This window comes from Pseudomonas sp. (assembly GCF_036404235.1).
GTDB lineage: Bacteria > Pseudomonadota > Gammaproteobacteria > Pseudomonadales > Pseudomonadaceae > Aquipseudomonas.
Genome location: NZ_DASWOT010000086.1, coordinates 21,435 through 39,748, shown reverse-complemented (window position 1 = coordinate 39,748; position 18,314 = coordinate 21,435). Strand labels below are relative to the sequence as shown.

General features: G+C 57.6%; 13 protein-coding genes and 2 pseudogenes. 5 read left to right on the top strand and 10 right to left on the bottom strand.

Annotated features, from left to right (window positions below):
- Positions 1–5 precede the first annotated feature (5 nt).
- Positions 6–688 (top strand): annotated as a pseudogene (locus VGC62_RS10440) (ABC transporter ATP-binding protein).
- Complete coding sequence (locus VGC62_RS10435; protein WP_331187002.1) at positions 688–3,201, top strand: ABC transporter permease; 2,514 nt, start codon at positions 688–690, stop codon at positions 3,199–3,201. The pseudogene VGC62_RS10440 and the gene VGC62_RS10435 overlap by 1 nt, the downstream one beginning before the upstream one ends.
- 295 nt (positions 3,202–3,496) lie before the next feature.
- Here VGC62_RS10435 and greB read toward each other — a convergent pair whose 3' ends face one another.
- Entirely contained in the window at positions 3,497–3,970 is a 474-nt protein-coding gene (gene greB / locus VGC62_RS10430; RefSeq protein ID WP_331187001.1) for a transcription elongation factor GreB, read from the bottom strand.
- Between the two features lie 125 nt (positions 3,971–4,095).
- Between greB and VGC62_RS27680 the strand changes: the two are divergent.
- From VGC62_RS27680 to VGC62_RS10420, 3 genes and pseudogenes are all read left to right on the top strand, one after another.
- Positions 4,096–4,215 (top strand): annotated as a pseudogene (locus VGC62_RS27680) (MFS transporter); the annotation flags it as partial.
- A gap of 310 nt (positions 4,216–4,525) precedes the next feature.
- Positions 4,526–5,008, top strand: a complete 483-nt coding sequence (locus VGC62_RS10425) for a DUF2938 family protein (protein ID WP_331187000.1) — start codon at positions 4,526–4,528, stop codon at positions 5,006–5,008.
- A 265-nt stretch (positions 5,009–5,273) separates the two neighbouring features.
- A complete protein-coding gene (locus VGC62_RS10420; RefSeq protein ID WP_331186999.1) occupies positions 5,274–6,335 on the top strand; it encodes an SDR family oxidoreductase in 1,062 nt (353 codons plus the stop codon).
- A 183-nt stretch (positions 6,336–6,518) separates the two neighbouring features.
- Here VGC62_RS10420 and sucD read toward each other — a convergent pair whose 3' ends face one another.
- The 9 genes from sucD to sdhC form a co-directional block, all read right to left on the bottom strand.
- The gene (gene sucD, locus VGC62_RS10415) at positions 6,519–7,403 is read right to left on the bottom strand and encodes a succinate--CoA ligase subunit alpha (RefSeq protein ID WP_331186998.1); all 885 of its coding nucleotides are present in this window, start codon (positions 7,401–7,403) and stop codon (positions 6,519–6,521) included.
- On the bottom strand, positions 7,403–8,569 hold the full coding sequence (gene sucC, locus VGC62_RS10410; protein ID WP_331186997.1) for an ADP-forming succinate--CoA ligase subunit beta: 1,167 nt from the start codon (positions 8,567–8,569) through the stop codon (positions 7,403–7,405). The genes sucD and sucC overlap by 1 nt, the downstream gene beginning before the upstream one ends.
- A 207-nt stretch (positions 8,570–8,776) precedes the next feature.
- The gene (lpdA, locus tag VGC62_RS10405; protein WP_331186996.1) at positions 8,777–10,213 is read right to left on the bottom strand and encodes a dihydrolipoyl dehydrogenase; all 1,437 of its coding nucleotides are present in this window, start codon (positions 10,211–10,213) and stop codon (positions 8,777–8,779) included.
- A 173-nt stretch (positions 10,214–10,386) separates the two neighbouring features.
- On the bottom strand, positions 10,387–11,625 hold the full coding sequence (gene odhB, locus VGC62_RS10400) for a 2-oxoglutarate dehydrogenase complex dihydrolipoyllysine-residue succinyltransferase (protein ID WP_331186995.1): 1,239 nt from the start codon (positions 11,623–11,625) through the stop codon (positions 10,387–10,389).
- 41 nt (positions 11,626–11,666) lie between these two features.
- Entirely contained in the window at positions 11,667–14,498 is a 2,832-nt protein-coding gene (locus VGC62_RS10395; RefSeq protein ID WP_331186994.1) for a 2-oxoglutarate dehydrogenase E1 component, read from the bottom strand.
- Between the two features lie 274 nt (positions 14,499–14,772).
- Entirely contained in the window at positions 14,773–15,477 is a 705-nt protein-coding gene (locus tag VGC62_RS10390) for a succinate dehydrogenase iron-sulfur subunit (protein ID WP_331186993.1), read from the bottom strand.
- An 11-nt stretch (positions 15,478–15,488) separates the two neighbouring features.
- Positions 15,489–17,261, bottom strand: a complete 1,773-nt coding sequence (gene sdhA / locus VGC62_RS10385) for a succinate dehydrogenase flavoprotein subunit (RefSeq protein ID WP_331186992.1) — start codon at positions 17,259–17,261, stop codon at positions 15,489–15,491.
- A gap of 3 nt (positions 17,262–17,264) precedes the next feature.
- Positions 17,265–17,633 carry a succinate dehydrogenase, hydrophobic membrane anchor protein gene (gene sdhD, locus VGC62_RS10380; RefSeq protein WP_331186991.1) on the bottom strand — a complete coding sequence of 123 codons (369 nt, stop codon included), beginning with the start codon at positions 17,631–17,633 and terminating at the stop codon, positions 17,265–17,267.
- A complete protein-coding gene (sdhC, locus tag VGC62_RS10375; protein WP_331186990.1) occupies positions 17,627–18,013 on the bottom strand; it encodes a succinate dehydrogenase, cytochrome b556 subunit in 387 nt (128 codons plus the stop codon). Before sdhC ends, sdhD begins: the two co-directional genes overlap by 7 nt.
- Between the last annotated feature and the right edge of the window lie 301 nt (positions 18,014–18,314).

Genomic DNA, 18,314 nt, shown 5'->3' with positions numbered 1-18,314 from the left:
TCTCCATGAGCGAAAGTATTCTCAGTGCTCGGAACCTCAGCAAAGTGGTCCCCAGCACCGAAGGTGATCTGACCATCCTGCACGAACTCTCCCTGGAACTAAACAAGGGCGACACACTGGCCATCGTCGGCGCCTCAGGTTCGGGCAAATCCACCCTCCTCGGCCTGTTAGCCGGCCTGGACCTGCCAAGCGCCGGATCGGTGACCCTGGCCGGACGCAATCTCAGCGACCTTGACGAAGACCAACGCGCACGCATCCGCGCCGAACACGTCGGCTTCGTGTTCCAGTCGTTTCAGTTGCTCGACAGCCTCAACGCGCTGGAAACGTCATGCTGCCCATGGAGCTGGAAGGCCGTAAAGACGCCCGGGACCAGGCACGCGGGCTGCTTGAGCGCGTAGGCCTCGGCCAACGCCTGACCCATACGCCACGCCAGCTTTCAGGGGGTGAGCAACAGCGCGTCGCCATCGCCCGCGCCTTCGCGGCCGATCCCAGCGTGCTGTTCGCTGATGAACCCACCGGCAACCTCGACAGCCAGACCGGTGAGCGCATCAGCGATCTGCTGTTCGAACTGAATAAAGAACGCAACACAACCCTGGTGCTGGTCACCCACGACGAACGCCTGGCTCATCGTTGCCGGCGCCTGATCCGTCTTGAAGGTGGCCGTTTGGTCGCCCCTCTGGAGCCTTGATGGCACGTCTGCCGTTTCTTCGTCTGCTCAGTCTCGCGGCCCGTCAACTGATGCGCGATGCCCGCGCCGGTGAATTGCGAGTACTGTTTTTCGCGTTAGTGGTGGCGGTCGCTGCCAGTACCGCAATCGGCTATTTCGGCGCGCGGCTCAATAGCGCAATGCTGCTGCGTGCGACCGAGTTCCTCGGTGCCGATTTGGTGCTCGGTGGTTCCAGCCCGCCAACCGCCGAACAGATCGACGCCGGCACGACGCTGAAGCTGGACCACTCACAGACAGTGATTTTCTCCAGCGTCGTCGCCACCGACACCGGCATTCAACTGGCCAGCGTCAAAGCGGTAGATGCGGCATATCCCCTGCGCGGAGAACTGAAAAGTGCCGCTGCGCCCTACGAGACAGAAGTGTCCGGCAGTGAGCCGCAACCGGGCGAAGCCTGGGCCGAAGCACGGGTGCTCGTGGCCCTGAACATCAAGGTCGGCGACAGCATCGACGTGGGCGCAAAGACCCTCAAGCTGAGCCGCGTCCTGACCTACGAACCGGATCAGGCCGGTAACTTCTACAGCCTGACGCCGCGGGTGATGATTAACCTTGCCGATCTCAAAGCCACCAACGTGGTGCAACCCGGCAGCCGGGTCAGCTACCGCGATCTGTGGCGCGGCACGCCAGAAGCACTGGCGGCGTATCGCAAAGCCATTGAACCAGGATTGGCACCGAACCAGAAAATCGACGACGCCCGCGACGGCAATCAGCAGATTGGCGGCGCGCTGGGCAAAGCCGAGCGCTACCTGAACATGGCGAGTTTGGTGGCCGTGTTGCTGGCTGGCGTGGCGGTTGCCTTGTCAGCAGCACGTTTTGCCGTAAGGCGTTTCGACGCCAGCGCCCTGCTGCGCTGCCTTGGTTTGTCACGTAACGAAGCGCTGGTCTTGTTCAGCCTGCAACTGGCGATGCTCGGCATCGTGGCGAGCCTGACCGGAGCGCTCATCGGCTGGCTCGCACAACTGGGGCTGTTTTATCTGCTCGAAAACCTGCTACCGGCGGCTGTTCCTCCCGGTGGTGTGCTTCCGGCGCTGGCCGGCATCGGCACCGGTCTGGTCGCGCTGGCAGGTTTTGCGCTACCGCCACTGGCGGCGTTGGGCCGAGTGCCACCTCTGCGGGTGTTGCGCCGTGACATGCTGCCGACCCCGGCAAGCACCTGGCTGGTCTATGGCGCCGCATTGTTCGCGCTCGGTCTGATCATGTGGCGCCTGAGCCTGGATCTGGTCCTGACCTGCGCCCTGCTCGGCGGGGGGCTGATCGCGGCGCTGGTGCTCGGCGGCGTATTGCTGCTGGCCCTGCAAAGCTTGCGTCGATTGCTGGCCAATGCCTCGTTGCCATGGCGTCTGGGCCTGGGTCAGCTGCTGCGCCATCCGTTGGCAGCGGCCGGACAATCCCTGGCGTTCGGCTTGATTCTGCTGTCCATGGGGTTGATCGCTCTGCTACGTGGCGAACTGCTCGACACCTGGCAGAACCAGTTGCCCAAAGATGCACCCAACTACTTCGCGCTGAACATTCTGCCCAACGACAAGGACAACTTTGCCGAGCGCATGAGCCGCTTGTCGAACCACAGCGCGCCGCTTTACCCGATGATCCCTGGGCGACTGATGAGCATCAATGGCGAGCCGGTGAGCAAGTTCGTGACCAAGGACTCACGCGGTGAAAACGCCACTCAGCGCGACCTCAATCTGACCTGGGCCGCCACGCTGCCCGAAGGCAACAGCATTACCGAAGGCCAGTGGTGGACGAACGATCAACCGCCTGCGGTCGATGCCATACCCGGCGTATCGGTAGAAACCAAGTTGGCCAAGAGCCTGGACATGAAGCTCGGCGACACCCTGAGCTTCGTGATCGGCGGTTTGACCCGCGAGGTCAAAGTCACCAGCCTGCGAGATATCAACTGGGACACGTTCCAGCCAAACTTCTTCATGATCTTCCAGCCGGGCACGCTCAAGGATGTACCCACCACCTACCTCACCAGTTTCTACCTGGCGCCTGGCAATGATCAGCAGATCGTCGAGCTGTCACGCGCCTTCCCGGCGGTGACCATCCTCCAAGTGGAGGCGCTGCTGGAACAGCTGCGCAGCATCCTCGATCAGGTGACACTGGCGGTGCAGTACGTGTTGCTGTTCGTGCTCGCAGCGGGCATGGCTGTGTTGTTTTCCGGACTGCAGGCGACGCTGGATGAGCGTATTCGTCAGGGTGCCTTGCTTAGGGCATTGGGCGCCAACCGGGCGCTATTGACCAAGGCACGGCGTATCGAATTCGGCCTGCTCGGCGCGGTCAGTGGCGTGCTCGCGGCGCTGGGTTGCGAGCTGGTGAGTTTTGCCTTGTACCGATACGCCTTTAATCTGCAATGGCATCCGCATGTATGGCTGTTGCTGCTGCCGTTGATCGGCGCTCTGCTGGTGGGCGGCGCGGGTGTATTTGGAACGCGTCGGGCCCTGAATGCGAGTCCATTGACGGTACTGCGTGAGGGGTAATAAGCCCGTGCAGATTGGGCGATCATCAAACAAAGGTCATTGATTTTACTGGCGATAACTAATCTGTTGGAGCAAAGCTTGCCCGCGAATGAGGTCGGTACATTCAGCCTGCTCTCAACCAGTGCCACTGCCTTCGCAAGATCCCGCGTTTGCGGCGCGACAGTGTGGCATCTGGACGACGGGCGATCTCTCGCGGGGCAATAAAATCGCGTGCAAAAATGATTGTTCCCACGCCGTGGGAACGCCAACAGGCTTGAGCAACTTTAGGGCTAACCTAATAGCTCATCCAGGCGGACTATTTCGGATAGGTGATTTCATTGATAAACCACAACGCCTCTCCGGTCGGGGTCTGGACGATCACCTCATCCCCGACCTCTTTTTTCAACAACGCTCGGGCCATGGGCGAGTCAATGGAGATGTAATCCATGCGCCCATAGATTTCGTCGTAACCCACCACGCGAAACTTCTTGACCTCGGCCGCCTCGTTTTCGATTTCTACCCAGGCACCAAAAAACACTCGGCCTTCCTGCTCCGCTGCATAATCGATCACGCGCATGTCTTCAAGGCGCTTGCGCAGGTAGCGCACCCGTCGATCAATCTCTCTGAGCAATTTTTTGTTGTATTGGTAATCGGCGTTTTCGCTGCGATCACCCAACGAAGCGGCCCAGGCGACCTTCTGCGTGATCTCTGGCCGGTAGACGCGCCAGAGGTGATCAAGCTCCTGCTTGAGTGCCTCATGCCCCTCTCTGGTGATGATTTTGGTGTTCAAGTGAGCCCGTCCTCGTACCCGGAATAACCGCTGTTTTCCTGGTGCATAGGGTAACTCATCGCAGTACCCACTGCCGCTGTCAGTGGCCAGTGTGGCGCACTCAATCACTGAATCGGGCGAACTGGTCGCAGCCATCGGGCAGTGTGGCGCTGGCGTTATTCCGGGTCCATGAGCTCGTGCCCACCCACGCTCGCCAACCAGTGGTCTGGAGCCGGGCAACTGTCTCCTTCGCCACCGCCACCGCCGCCCTGGCGTTGATCATGGACTATGTCGCGGCCTGGATAGGCAAAAGCAGGCAAGGTGGATCGACGATGCTGTGTTCGAGGCGCGAGTAAAACAGGTCAGACGCCCATCCATGAGGGTGTCAACGGTAATGACAGGCGGGCCAACGTGATGTGGAAGGTGATCTTTTGCTCGGATTTGTTCGTCGCCGACTTTCCTTTTAATGCCGCGACGGATACAAACGCTTGATCGGCAAAGCTGATACCTTGTTTCGCCACTACGCCCGAAGTGTCAGACGACCTGCAAGCCAACCGACAATCAATAAGGAACATGATGTTTGAATTCATCTACCTCGCGATACTGATCGGCATCGGCGGCACCGCGCTGTTGGATCTCTGGGCGTTGTTGCTCAAGACCACCCTCGGCTTGCCGACTCCGCCCTGGCATTTGGTAGGACGCTGGTTTGCCGGCATGCCCGAAGGACGATTCATCCGGCGTGAAGGCATCCCGAACGCACCGACTGTCAGCAACGAGCTGGCGATCGGCTGGGCCATGCACTACGTGATCGGCATCCTTTTCGCTGCTGCCGTACTGCTCATCTGGGGAGTGCAATGGGCGCACAACCCAACCTTCCTTCCGGCATTGATTGTTGGCCTGGTCACGGTTGGCGCAGGATGGTTCATTCTGCAACCGGGCATGGGTGTTGGCGTCGCGTGCAGCAAAGCGCCCAAGCCAAACGTGGCACGGTTGCAGAACATCGTTGGCCATGTGGTGTTTGCCATCGGGATGTACGGGGCGGCACTGTTGGTGGGATGAGGTTGCCCGGATTGACGGAACCTCTGCGGTGCGATTCGGTTCTGAACTATTCAGTGCTCTTTTCGTGGCTTTCACGCGCCACTTCACTCACACAGAAATTTAGTCTGGCGCCGTTCGGTGGCGCTGCCGAAGGCTGCGATCCAACGTCAGATCGCCTCGCAGTCAGATCACATCGCAGCCTACATTTGGCTGACGTACATAGAGCCCGGGGTAACTCGTGAAGGGCCCTGATCAGAAATCACATCACGCATTCCAGGAGAACCCCATGACCCAGACAGCTCTGGTCGTCGGCGCCAGCGGCATCGTCGGCAGCGCCATCACACAGTTACTGCTCGACAATCAGTGGCAGGTCGCCGCGCTTTCGCGTCATCCGTCACAAGTTGCGGGGGTGATCCCGGTGACCGCGGACCTTCAGGACCTGACGTCATTGAATCAGGCACTGCACGATCTGAAGCCGACGCATGTGTTTATCACCACGTGGTCCAGGCAAGCCACAGAAGCCGAAAACATCCGGGTCAATGCGGCGATGGTGCGTAACGTCCTCGATGCCCTTCGTCCAGCCAACAGCGTTCAGCATGTCGCGCTGGTTACGGGCTTGAAGCACTACCTCGGCCCCTTCGAAGCCTATGGCAAAGGCAGCCTGCCGCAGACGCCTTTTCGTGAAGAACAGGGCCGTCTGGACATCGAAAACTTCTACTACGCCCAGGAAGACGAGGTCTTTGCCGCTGCTGAGAAAGACGGTTTCACCTGGAGTGTGCATCGCCCGCACACCGTGACCGGCGTGGCGGTGGGCAACGCGATGAACATGGCGACGACCCTCGCCGTCTACGCCTCGATCTGCAAAGCCACTGGCCGAACGTTTGTATTCCCCGGTTCCCGGGTGCAGTGGGACAGCCTCACCGACATGACCGACGCCCGCCAACTGGCCAGGCAACAGCTGTGGGCCGCCACCACCCCAGGCGCAGCCAATCAGGCGTTCAACATCACCAACGGTGACGTGTTTCGCTGGAGCTGGATGTGGGGCCGGATCGCCAAGTACTTCGATCTGGTCCCTGCCGACTACCCGCAACAGCTATCGCCGCTGGAAACGCAAATGGCCGGAGATCAGGCCGCCTGGAGCAAGATCGTCACTGAACACGGGTTAAAAGAAGCCGACATTAATCGTCTGATTTCGCCGTGGCACACCGATGCCGACCTAGGGCGTCCGATAGAGGTGGTGACCGATATGTCGAAAAGCCGCGCACTGGGCTTCACCGATTTTCAGGCCAGTGATCAGGCGTTTTTCGATGTCTTCGAGCAACTCAGGAAAGAGCGTTTGATTCCTTGAGACGGCATTCGATGCCGTAGACCGCTTAGCGAGCAATATCGCCCCACGGTATGGGATAAATTGCGGGTGACGGTTGGTCTCACTTAGTCTGTATAGAGGCCTGAATCTTCAAATGCCATAACGCACAAAGGCCACCCGAAGGTGGCCTTTGCCGGTCAAGCTGTGATTGGTCAGCAGTGATGCTTACTTCTTCACTTCCCAACCTGTCAGCTCAGCCAAGGCCTTGCCAATGTCTGCCAGCGAACGCACGGTTTTCACGCCTGCGTCTTGCAGTGCAGCAAACTTCTCGTCTGCAGTGCCTTTGCCGCCGGAGATGATTGCGCCAGCATGGCCCATGCGCTTGCCCGCAGGGGCAGTCACACCGGCAATGTAGGAAACAACTGGTTTGGTCACGTGCGCCTTGATGTAGGCAGCCGCTTCTTCTTCAGCAGAACCGCCGATCTCGCCGATCATCACAATCGCCTCGGTCTTCGGGTCCTCCTGGAACAGCTTCAGGATGTCGATGAAGTTTGAGCCTGGGATCGGGTCACCACCGATACCAACACAAGTCGACTGCCCGAAACCGGCATCAGTGGTCTGCTTCACAGCTTCGTAAGTCAGGGTGCCGGAACGCGACACGATGCCGACTTTGCCTGGCAAGTGGATGTGGCCTGGCATGATGCCGATCTTGCACTCGCCCGGAGTGATAACGCCCGGGCAGTTAGGGCCGATCAAGATAACACCCAGCTCGTCGCACTTGACCTTGGCATCCAGCATGTCCAGGGTAGGAATGCCTTCGGTGATGCAGATGATCAGCTTGATGCCACCGAACGCTGCCTCAAGGATCGAGTCTTTGCAGAAAGGAGCCGGAACATAAATAACCGATGCAGTTGCGCCGGTTTGCTCTACAGCTTCGCGCACAGTGTTGAACACTGGCAGGTTCAGGTGGGTGGTGCCACCTTTGCCTGGTGTCACGCCGCCAACCATTTTAGTGCCGTAGGCAATGGCTTGTTCGGAGTGGAAAGTACCTTGCGAACCAGTGAAACCCTGGCAGATAACTTTGGTGTCTTTATTGATCAGGACGCTCATTATTTGCCCTCCGCAGCTTTGACGACTTGTTGAGCAGCGTCGGTCAGGCTGGTAGCTGCGATGATGTTCAAACCGCTTTCTGCCAGTACTTTAGCGCCCAGGTCAGCGTTGTTGCCTTCAAGGCGAACAACAACCGGGATTTTCACGCCTACTTCTTTCACTGCGCCGATGATGCCTTCGGCAATCATGTCGCAACGAACGATACCGCCGAAGATGTTGACCAGAACGGCTGCAACATTGCTGTCGGACAGAATGATCTTGAACGCTTCGGTTACGCGTTCTTTGGTAGCACCGCCGCCAACGTCGAGGAAGTTGGCCGGTTTGCCGCCATGCAGGTTGACGATGTCCATGGTACCCATGGCCAGGCCAGCACCGTTGACCATGCAACCGATGTTACCGTCCAGTGCCACGTAGTTCAGTTCGAACTTGGCAGCGTGGGCTTCACGTGGGTCATCTTGCGATGGATCGTGGAAAGCCTTCAGCTTAGGCTGACGGTACATGGCGTTGGCGTCGATGTTGATCTTGGCGTCCAGGCAATGCAGGTCGCCATCAGCCTTGATCACCAGCGGGTTCACTTCCAGCAGTGCCAGGTCGTGATCTTTGAACAGTTTGGCAAGGCCAGTGAATATCTTGGCAAACTGAGTGACCTGCTTGCCTTCCAGACCCAACTGGAATGCCAGATCGCGGCCCTGGAATGGCTGCGCGCCAACCAGTGGATCGATAGTGGCCTTGAGAATCTTCTCAGGCGTTTCGTGAGCGATTTTCTCGATGTCCACGCCACCTTCGGTGGAAGCCATGAACACGATACGACGGCTCGAGCGATCAACTACAGCGCCCAGATACAGCTCTTTGGCGATGTCAGTGCAGGATTCAACGAGGATCTTGGTGACTGGTTGGCCGTTAGCATCAGTCTGGTAAGTCACCAGACGCTTGCCTAACCATTGTTGAGCGAAGGCAGCTGCGTCTTCTTTGCTGCGAACCAGCTTTACGCCGCCCGCTTTACCGCGACCGCCAGCGTGGACCTGGGCTTTTACAACCCATTCGGTACCGCCAATCTTGTCGCACGCTTCTGCTGCTGCTTGCGGGGTGTCTACTGCGTAGCCTTTGGATACCGGCAGGCCGTACTCAGCGAACAGCTGCTTACCCTGATACTCGTGGAGATTCATGCTTATTACCGTCTTCGTTAGGTACTGCGCATACGGTGCTGCGCGTCGAAACGTGCCGCACCACCTGTGACCGCTATTTTCGGCCACCTCAGGAACGTATGCGTACATCCCCGAGGCGATCCGAAAGGTCGAGTCCAACGAAGATTCCGCGGTGAGTCTTGCTCGCAAGGCTCACGACGGGCCCTCCGTTGTGGTTTCTTTTTGTATTTAGCGTTTTTTCTTATTTTGGATGTGAATGGCGTGGCCGTTCACAGCCAGAGCAGCTTCGTGCAGCGCTTCGGACAACGTCGGATGGGAGAAAACCATCATGCCGAGGTCTTCGGCACTGGTACCGAACTCCATACCAATCGCGCCTTCCTGAACCAGTTCTGCGGCGCCCGGACCAATCACGTGTACACCCAGTACACGGTCGGTCTTGGCATCGGCGATGACCTTGACGAAACCGCCAGTGTCATTCGCCGCCATTGCACGGCCGCTTGCTGCGAACGGGAAGCTGCCGACATTAACTTCTACGCCTTCGGCCTTCAAGGTCTGCTCGGTTTTACCGACCCACGCGATTTCCGGGTGAGTGTAGATAACCGATGGGATCAGGTCGTAGTTCATCTGGGTTTTGTGACCCTTGATGCGCTCGACAACCATGATGCCTTCTTCCGAAGCCTTGTGCGCCAGCATCAGACCACGAACCACATCACCGATCGCGTAGACGCCAGGAACGCTGGTTTCACATTGATCGTTGACGAAGATGAAACCGCGCTCGTCGATGTCCACGCCGCTGTCCGAAGCCAGCAAATCGGTGGTCACAGGACGACGGCCTACTGCAACGATGACGCGATCGAACGTGATGTTCTGCTCACCGTCTTTATCGGTGTAAGTCACAACGACTTCGTCGCCATTGACTTTCGAACCGGTCACGCGGGCGCCCAGCTTGATATCAAGACCTTGCTTGGTGAAGGTTTTCAACGCTTCTTTGGAAACGGCTTCGTCAGCCGCTGGCAGGAACTTTTCCAGCGCTTCCAGAACGGTCACCTTGGAACCCAGGCGAGCCCAGACCGAACCCAGTTCCAGACCGATCACGCCAGCACCGATCACGCAAAGACGACCAGGCACAGCCGGGAATTCCAGGGCGCCGGTGGAGTCAACGATGACTTTCTGGTCGACCGGAGCCGGCGGAATGTCGATCGGACGTGAGCCGGAGGCCAGGATCACGTGATCGGCTTCGATGATTTCAACAGTACCGTCAACGCCGGTCAGTTCGACTTTCTTGCCAGCCAGCAGCTTGCCGTGGCCTTGCAGGGAAGTCACACCGTTTGCCTTGAACAGGCTGGCGACACCGCCGGTCAGGCCTTTAACGATCTGTGCCTTGCGGCCGATCATCGCAGTGACGTCCATCTTCACTTCGGAAGTGGAGATACCGTGAACAGCGAAACCATTTTTGGCTTCGTAGAACTTCCAGGAGCTGTCCAGCAACGCCTTGGAAGGAATGCAACCGACATTCAGGCAAGTACCGCCCAGGGCCAGCTTGCCCTCCTTGTCCTGATATTTCTCGATGCAGGCAGTCTTGAGACCAAGTTGCGCAGCCTTGATGGCGGCAACATAACCGCCAGGGCCTGCGCCAATCACTACCACGTCGAATTTCTGGGACATAACAAAGAGTTCCTCTTTAGCTGCGAGCTTCAAGCTGCAAGCTACAAGCTGATCTGCGTTGAACTGCAGAGCCGGCTTGCGACTTATTCGTTAGATGCAATCTGTCAGCCTCAAGCTGCACGCCGAACCGCTTCTTTCTTGAAGCGTGGGGCTTGCAGCTTGCGACTGCCTCATCAGATATCCAGCAGCAGACGAGCCGGATCTTCCAGCAAGTTTTTGATGGTGACCAGGAACGTCACGGCTTCTTTACCATCGATCAAACGGTGATCGTAGGACAGAGCCAGATACATCATCGGACGGATCACAACCTGACCATTGATCGCCATAGGGCGTTGCAGGATGTTGTGCATGCCGAGGATGGCCGCTTGTGGCGGGTTAACGATCGGGGTCGACATCATCGAGCCAAAAGTACCACCGTTGGTGATCGTGAAGGTGCCGCCGGTCATCTCGTCGATGGACAGTTTGCCATCACGCGCTTTCTTACCGTAGGCAGCGATGCCGCCTTCGATTTCAGCCAGGCTCATCTGTTCTGCGTTACGCAGCACCGGAACCACCAGACCACGATCGCTGGACACGGCAACACCGACGTCGGCATAGCCGTGGTAAACGATGTCCGAACCGTCGATCGACGCGTTGACCGCTGGGAAGCGTTTCAGCGCCTCGGTAGCGGCCTTGACGAAGAACGACATGAAGCCCAGGCGCACGCCATTGTGGGACTTCTCGAACAGGTCCTTGTATTTCGAACGCAGAGCCATGACTTCGGTCATGTCGACTTCGTTGAAGGTGGTCAACATTGCCATGTTCGACTGTGCTTCAACCAGACGCTTGGCCACGGTGGCACGGACGCGGGTCATCGGAACGCGTTTTTCAACACGCTCACCGACCGCCACGACAGGTGCTGCAGCAGCGGCCGGTTTGGCAACAGGCGCAGCGGCCGGAGCGGATTTCTTCGCTTCGATCGCAGCAACGATGTCCTCTTTAGTGACACGGCCATCTTTACCCGTGCCTTTGACACTGGCCAGGTTGATGCCGTTTTGATCAGCCAGTTTGCGAGCAGCAGGACCGCCGATGGCATCATCGTCAACAGCCGAGGCAGCCGATGCAACTGGAGCAGCGGCGGCCTGGGCAGGTGCAGCAGCCGGCGCGGCGGCAGCAGGTGCAGCCGAAGCAGTAGCGCCTGCGTCGAGGGTCGCGATCAGTTCATTGGAGAGGACGGTTTCGCCCTCGCCTTTTACGATCGATGCCAGCACGCCATCAGCTTCGGCCAAGACTTCAAGAACGACTTTGTCAGTCTCGATGTCGACCAGCAGCTCGTCGCGCTTTACCGCTTCGCCCGGTTGCTTGTGCCATTTGGAAATGGTGCCATCGGCAACGGATTCCGGGAAAGAGGGGGCTTTGATATCAATAGCCATTATTCAAAATTCCTTAATTCGGTTTCTAATGCGCGAAGGCGTTAAACAGTGAACGCGTCTTGCAGCAATTTTTCCTGCTGTTCGGCGTGCATCGATGCATAGCCACAAGCAGGAGCAGCAGAAGCGTCACGACCGGTGTACTCGAGAACGAGGTGGCGGTTATGGTTGCCAATGCTACGGCGCAAGTGATGCTGACTGCTGTACCAAGCGCCCTGGTTCATCGGTTCTTCCTGACACCAGACCACATTGGTCAGATTGGTGTAAGACGCGATTGCGTCCATCAGGTCATCTTCCGGGAACGGATAGAGCTGTTCGATACGCACGATGGCGATGTCTTCACGGCCTTCGGCACGACGTTTTTCCAGCAGGTCGTAGTAAACCTTGCCACTGCACAGCACCAGACGAGTCACTTTGGCGGCATCGAGGGTATCGATTTCCGGAATGACAGTCTGGAACGAGCCTTCGGCGAGATCTTCCAGCGTCGAAATGGCCAGTTTGTGGCGCAGCAACGACTTTGGCGTCAACACGATCAACGGCTTGCGCAGCGGACGGATCACCTGACGGCGCAGCAGATGGTAGATCTGAGCCGGGGTGGTGGGTACGCAGACCTGAATATTGTGCTCGGCGCACAACTGCAGGTAACGCTCAAGACGCGCCGACGAGTGCTCAGGGCCCTGACCTTCATAACCGTGTGGCAGCAACATGGTCAGACCGCACAGGCGGCCCCACTTGTGCTCGCCGCTGGTGATGAACTGGTCAATCACGACCTGGGCACCGTTGGCGAAGTCGCCGAACTGAGCTTCCCAGATGACCAGTGCATTAGGCTGAGTGGTCGAATAACCATATTCGAACGCGAGCACGGCCTCTTCCGACAGGAAGGAGTCGTACAGATCAAAGCGCGGCTGACCGGCATACAGATTCTGCAGAGGGATGTAAGTGCCTGCATCCTTCTGGTTGTGCAGAACGGCGTGACGGTGCGAGAACGTACCGCGACCGATATCCTGACCTGTCATGCGGATCGGGTGACCCTCGAATGCCAGAGTCGCGTACGCCATCGTCTCAGCGTAACCCCAGTTGATGGGCAGGCCACCGACTTGCATCTTCTGACGATCTTCGTAGATCTTCTGTACCTGACGCTGAACGACGAAGCCTTCCGGCAGCTCCATCAATTTAGACGACAGCTCCTGCAAGGTCTTCAGGTCGAAGCTTGTGTCGTGACGCGCGGTCCAGGCGTGACCCAGATACGGACGCCAGTCAACGAACAGCTCTTTGTTCGGTTCCTTGACCAGGCTCTTCACAACGTGCATGCCGTTGTCGAGCGCGTTACGGTAGTCGTCAATCTTCGCTTGTGCAGCAGCGGTGTCCAGAATACCGGCGTTAGTCAGGTAATCGGCATACAGCTCACGAGTGGTGCGCTGTTTAGCGATCTGCTGGTACATCAGTGGCTGGGTACCACTTGGTTCGTCCGCTTCGTTGTGACCGCGGCGACGGTAGCAAACCAGATCGATAACCACGTCACGCTTGAACTGCATGCGGTAATCGATAGCCAACTGAGTAACGAACACCACGGCCTCAGGGTCATCACCATTCACATGGAGAATCGGCGCCTGGATCATCTTGGCAACGTCGGTCGAGTACTCGGTAGAGCGCGAGTCTTCCGGATTGCTGATGGTAAAACCAACCTGGTTGTTAATCACGATGTGAATCGTGCCACCCGTCTTGAAGCCGCGAGTCTGCGACATCTGGAAGGTTTCCATTACCACGCCCTGACCTGCGAATGCAGCGTCACCGTGGATGGAAATTGGCAGAACCTTTTCACCGGTCGAATCGTTGCGACGATCCTGACGAGCACGCACCGAACCCTCAACCACCGGAGAAACGATCTCCAGGTGAGACGGGTTGAATGCCATCGCCAGGTGAACTTCGCCACCGTTGGTCATTACGTTGGAGGAGAAACCCTGGTGATACTTGACGTCACCCGAACCAAGCTCGACCTTTTTCTTGCCTTCGAACTCATCGAACAGATCACGAGGATTCTTGCCGAAGGTATTGACCAGGACGTTCAGACGGCCACGGTGGGCCATGCCAATGACGATTTCCTTGGTGCCATACGAGCCGGAACGCTGGATCAACTCATCCAACATCGGGATCAGGCTTTCACCACCTTCCAGACCGAAACGCTTGGTACCCGGGTATTTAGTACCCAGGTATTTTTCCAGCCCTTCAGCCGCAGTGACGCGCTCAAGCAGATGACTCTGAATATCGGCAGAGAATGCTGGACGGCCGCGCACGCTTTCGAGGCGCTGCATAAACCAGTTGCGCTGCTCGGAATCGACAATGTGAGTGAACTCGGCGCCGATGGTGCGGCAATATGTCTTCTGCAAAGCGTCGAGGATTTCGCGTAGGCTCGTTTCCTCTTTGCCGATGAACAAGTCACCTGCGCGGAAGGTTGTATCGAGGTCGGCGTCGGTCAAACCGTAATGATTGATCGATAGGTCGGCAGGCGCAGGACGCTTCCAAAGTCCCAGCGGATCGAGCTGGGCGCCCTGATGGCCCCGCATACGGAATGCCTGGATAAGTCGCAAGACTTCAACTTGCTTCTTCTCGTGTTCGCTGCTCACGCTGCCGGCAGATACCGGTTGAGCGCGGCGCTGGTTTTTACCCAGCAACACGAAATGATCGCGAATCGTCGAGTGCGATACATCGGTGGCAGTGCTGCCGTCAGCTGGCAGCTTCTGAAAGTAGGTGCGCCACTCTTCTGGCACAGCGTTCGGGTCGTGCAGGTAGAGCTCATAAAGCTCTTCCACATAGGCAGCGTTACCACCGGATAGGTGGGCACTGTTCCACATGCGCTGCATCACGCTTTCTTGCATGCTTGGTCACCCTCGGTAAGGGGACACCACCGGCGAAGACACCACAGCGAGCTTGAAATAGTCCATGTGCAGCGACTGTAACAAGCCACCAAGGATCACGCAGATAGTCCGGGTACCAGCCCGGATGCCCCTGCTGGTCTCATTTCTTCAAAATAAGAGCCGCAGCCACAATAGCTGCTGCTCAGGTTAAAACTACGGCGCCGGTTGAAGCCTGCGCCGCAGCGGTTACAGGTACAGCATTTACAAATACATCGATGCTACGGATACAGCGAACTCAGATACCGCTTTTGAGAAGCATGCTGCGTACATGACCGATAGCCTTGGTCGGATTGAGACCTTTAGGGCAAACGTTCACGCAGTTCATGATCCCGCGGCAGCGGAACACACTGAATGGATCATCCAGCGATGCCAGACGTTCCTGGGTCTTGGTGTCACGACTGTCAGCCAGGAAGCGATAGGCTTGCAGCAATGCAGCTGGACCGAGGAACTTGTCAGGGTTCCACCAGAAGGACGGGCAGGAAGTCGAGCAACAAGCGCACAGGATGCACTCGTACAGACCGTCCAGCTTTTCACGCTCTTCTGGCGTTTGCAGACGTTCGATGGCCGGAGCCGGCGTGTCGTTCTGCAAGAATGGCTTAACCTTCTCGTACTGCTTGTAGAAGATGCTCATATCGACGACCAGGTCACGAATGACCGGCAGACCAGGGAGCGGGCGAATCACCAGCTTGTTGCCCTTGACCACGGAGGACAGCGGCGTGATGCACGCCAGGCCGTTCTTGCCGTTGATGTTCATACCATCGGAGCCGCAAACACCTTCGCGGCAAGAACGACGATATGAAAAGCCCTGGTCCTGCTCTTTGATCAACGCGAGAACGTCCAACACCATCAGGTCTTTACCGTTGGTATTGACCTGGAATTCCTGCATGAACGGTGCGGCGTCTTGATCAGGGTTGTAGCGATAAACACTGACTTGCAACATATCGGCCACCCTTAGTAAGTCCGAATCATGGGTTGGAACGTCGGAACAGTCTTCGGTGAGAAGTTCACGGCACGTTTGGCTACACGTTTTTCACCCGGGAAATACAGGGTGTGGCAGAGCCAGTTGATATCGTCGCGATCTTCGAAGTCTTCACGGGCGTGAGCACCACGGGACTCTTTACGATGCTCTGCAGCGATCGCCGTGGCTTCGGCCACTTCCAGCAGGTTTTGCAATTCCAGCGCTTCGATACGGGCAGTGTTGAACGCCTGGCTCTTGTCGTTGATTTTGACTTTGGCAATACGCTCGCGCAGATCGGCCAGCTGGGTAATACCCTTCTGCATGTATTCGCCGGTGCGAAATACACCGAAGTAGTTCTGCATGCAGCTTTGCAGTTCTTTACGCAGGGAGGCTACGTCTTCGCCATCGGTACGCTCGTTCAGACTGTTGAGGCGAGCCAGCGCGACGTCGATATCGGTTGCCGAAGCACGACGGTAGTCGATGCCCTCGTTGAGTGCCTGCTCAAGGTGCAGACCAGCCGCACGACCGAAGACCACCAGGTCGAGCAACGAGTTGCCGCCCAGACGGTTAGCACCGTGAACCGATACGCACGCCACCTCACCCACCGCGAACAGGCCTGGGATGATGGTGTCCACGCCCGCCGCATCCTGAGTGATCGCCTGGCCGTGAATATTGGTGGCTACGCCGCCCATCATATAGTGGCAAGTAGGTACGACCGGGATCGGTGCAACGGCTGGATCGACGTGAGCGAAGGTCTTGGACAGTTCCATGATGCCTGGCAGACGGCTGTGCAACACGGCTTCGCCCAAGTGATCGAGCTTGAGCATTACGTGGTCGCCATCCGGACCACAGCCGTTGCCGGCAATGATCTCTTTGACCATCGAACGTGCAACCACATCGCGACCGGCAAGGTCTTTCGCGTTCGGAGCATAACGCTCCATGAAACGCTCGCCATGCTTGTTGATCAGGTAACCGCCTTCACCGCGGCAACCTTCAGTGACCAGTACACCTGCGCCGGCGATGCCGGTTGGGTGGAACTGCCACATTTCGATGTCCTGGACCGGAACGCCTGCACGCAGCGCCATGCCAATACCGTCACCCGTGTTGATCAGGGCATTGGTGGTCGAGGAATAGATACGGCCTGCGCCGCCAGTGGCCAATACCGTCGCGTTAGCGCGAATGTAGGAGGTCTCGCCGGTCTCGATGCAGATGGCGATGATGCCGACGAATGCGCCGTCCTGGTTCTTGACCAGGTCCACTGCGTAGTATTCGTTGAGAAATACAGTGCCAGCTTTCAGGTTGGCCTGATAAAGGGTGTGCAACAGCGCATGACCGGTACGGTCGGCCGCAGCGCAAGTACGTGCAGCCTGACCGCCTTTGCCGAAGTCCTTGGACTGACCGCCGAAAGGACGCTGATAGATACGACCCTGTTCGGTACGCGAGAACGGCAGACCCATGTGCTCGAGTTCGAACACAGCTTCCGGACCTACGGAACACATGTATTCGATAGCGTCCTGGTCACCGATGTAATCGGAGCCCTTGACGGTATCGTACATGTGCCAGCGCCAGTCATCGTTCGGATCGGCCGATGCGATGGCGCAAGTAATGCCGCCCTGCGCGGAAACGGTGTGCGAACGAGTCGGGAATACCTTGGTGACTACAGCGGTCTTGTGGCCGCCTTGAGCCAGTTGCAAGGCCGCACGCATGCCTGCGCCGCCGCCGCCAATGATGATGGCGTCGAATGAAAGTGAATTAATGTTAGCCATGAATCAGATACCCCAAAGAATCTGCACACCCCAGACGAAGTACGCGAACATCGCAATGCCGCACACAGCCTGGAAAAGGAAACGCACGGCCGTCGCGGACGAGCCCAGCGCCATCGGCGTAAGGTAGTCGGTGGCGATAGTCCACATGCCGACCCAAGCGTGAGCAGCCAGAGCCACAAGGGCCAACAAGCTAAAGATGCGCATCGCGTTATGGGTGAACAGTGCGTGCCAATGGGCGTAGTCAAGGCCCGGGTGCGCAACGAGATATCCAATCAGGAAAATGAAATAAGCCGCGAGCACGACAGCGGAGACGCGCTGCGCCATCCAGTCGTAGAGGCCGGAACGTGACAGGTTCGTAACGCTGGTTACCATATCCAAACTCCCGCCAGAACGATCAACACCAAGGCAACGGCGATGATGATTTTCGAGCCCAGTCGTCCGCCTTCCAGCGTCTCACCGATACCCGCATCCATGATCAGGTGGCGAATGCCAGCCACCAAGTGATACAGCAAGGAGGAGAGAAGACCCCACACAACGATCTTGGCCAGCGGACTGGTCAAGCATGCCTTCACCTCGGCGAAACCTTCCTCGGAACCCAAAGACTTGCTCAATGCATAAAGCATGATCGCAATGCCTATGAAGAGGATGATGCCGGAGACGCGATGAAGAAATGACGTTACGCCGGTGATGGGGAGTTTGATGGTCCTTAGGTCTAGGTTTACAGGTCGTTGGCTTTTCACGGCTTTTTTCACACTGAAGAGCCCCTAACAATCAGGGCAAGTTGTTGGGAAGTGCACTGGTCAGGTACCCACCACCCAGGGAGTGACGACCCCCAGTAAAACGGGCCTCAAAGCCCCTGGTGGTCGGACGCCGAGTATAGACAGTTAGGTAACTAATGACAACGCGCGAACCCTACGCTAATGGCGGATTGCGCTGGCTGGATAAAAGGCGTAAATGGCAGCGAAATTCGAGGAAAAGCATTGTTTAAACCCTTCTGTGGCGGGACTTTAGGCAAATTGACTTTAGAATTTATCTCACTATAGTGATGCGGGC

Coding starts and splice junctions, on each gene's coding strand:
- VGC62_RS10435 (WP_331187002.1), top strand. CDS start 688: ATGGCACGTCTGCCGTTTCTTCGTCTGCTCAGTCTCGCGGCCCGTCAA.
- VGC62_RS10425 (WP_331187000.1), top strand. CDS start 4,526: ATGTTTGAATTCATCTACCTCGCGATACTGATCGGCATCGGCGGCACC.
- VGC62_RS10420 (WP_331186999.1), top strand. CDS start 5,274: ATGACCCAGACAGCTCTGGTCGTCGGCGCCAGCGGCATCGTCGGCAGC.
- sucD (WP_331186998.1), bottom strand. CDS start 7,403: ATGAGCGTCCTGATCAATAAAGACACCAAAGTTATCTGCCAGGGTTTC.
- sucC (WP_331186997.1), bottom strand. CDS start 8,569: ATGAATCTCCACGAGTATCAGGGTAAGCAGCTGTTCGCTGAGTACGGC.
- lpdA (WP_331186996.1), bottom strand. CDS start 10,213: ATGTCCCAGAAATTCGACGTGGTAGTGATTGGCGCAGGCCCTGGCGGT.
- odhB (WP_331186995.1), bottom strand. CDS start 11,625: ATGGCTATTGATATCAAAGCCCCCTCTTTCCCGGAATCCGTTGCCGAT.
- VGC62_RS10395 (WP_331186994.1), bottom strand. CDS start 14,498: ATGCAAGAAAGCGTGATGCAGCGCATGTGGAACAGTGCCCACCTATCC.
- VGC62_RS10390 (WP_331186993.1), bottom strand. CDS start 15,477: ATGTTGCAAGTCAGTGTTTATCGCTACAACCCTGATCAAGACGCCGCA.
- sdhA (WP_331186992.1), bottom strand. CDS start 17,261: ATGGCTAACATTAATTCACTTTCATTCGACGCCATCATCATTGGCGGC.
- sdhD (WP_331186991.1), bottom strand. CDS start 17,633: ATGGTAACCAGCGTTACGAACCTGTCACGTTCCGGCCTCTACGACTGG.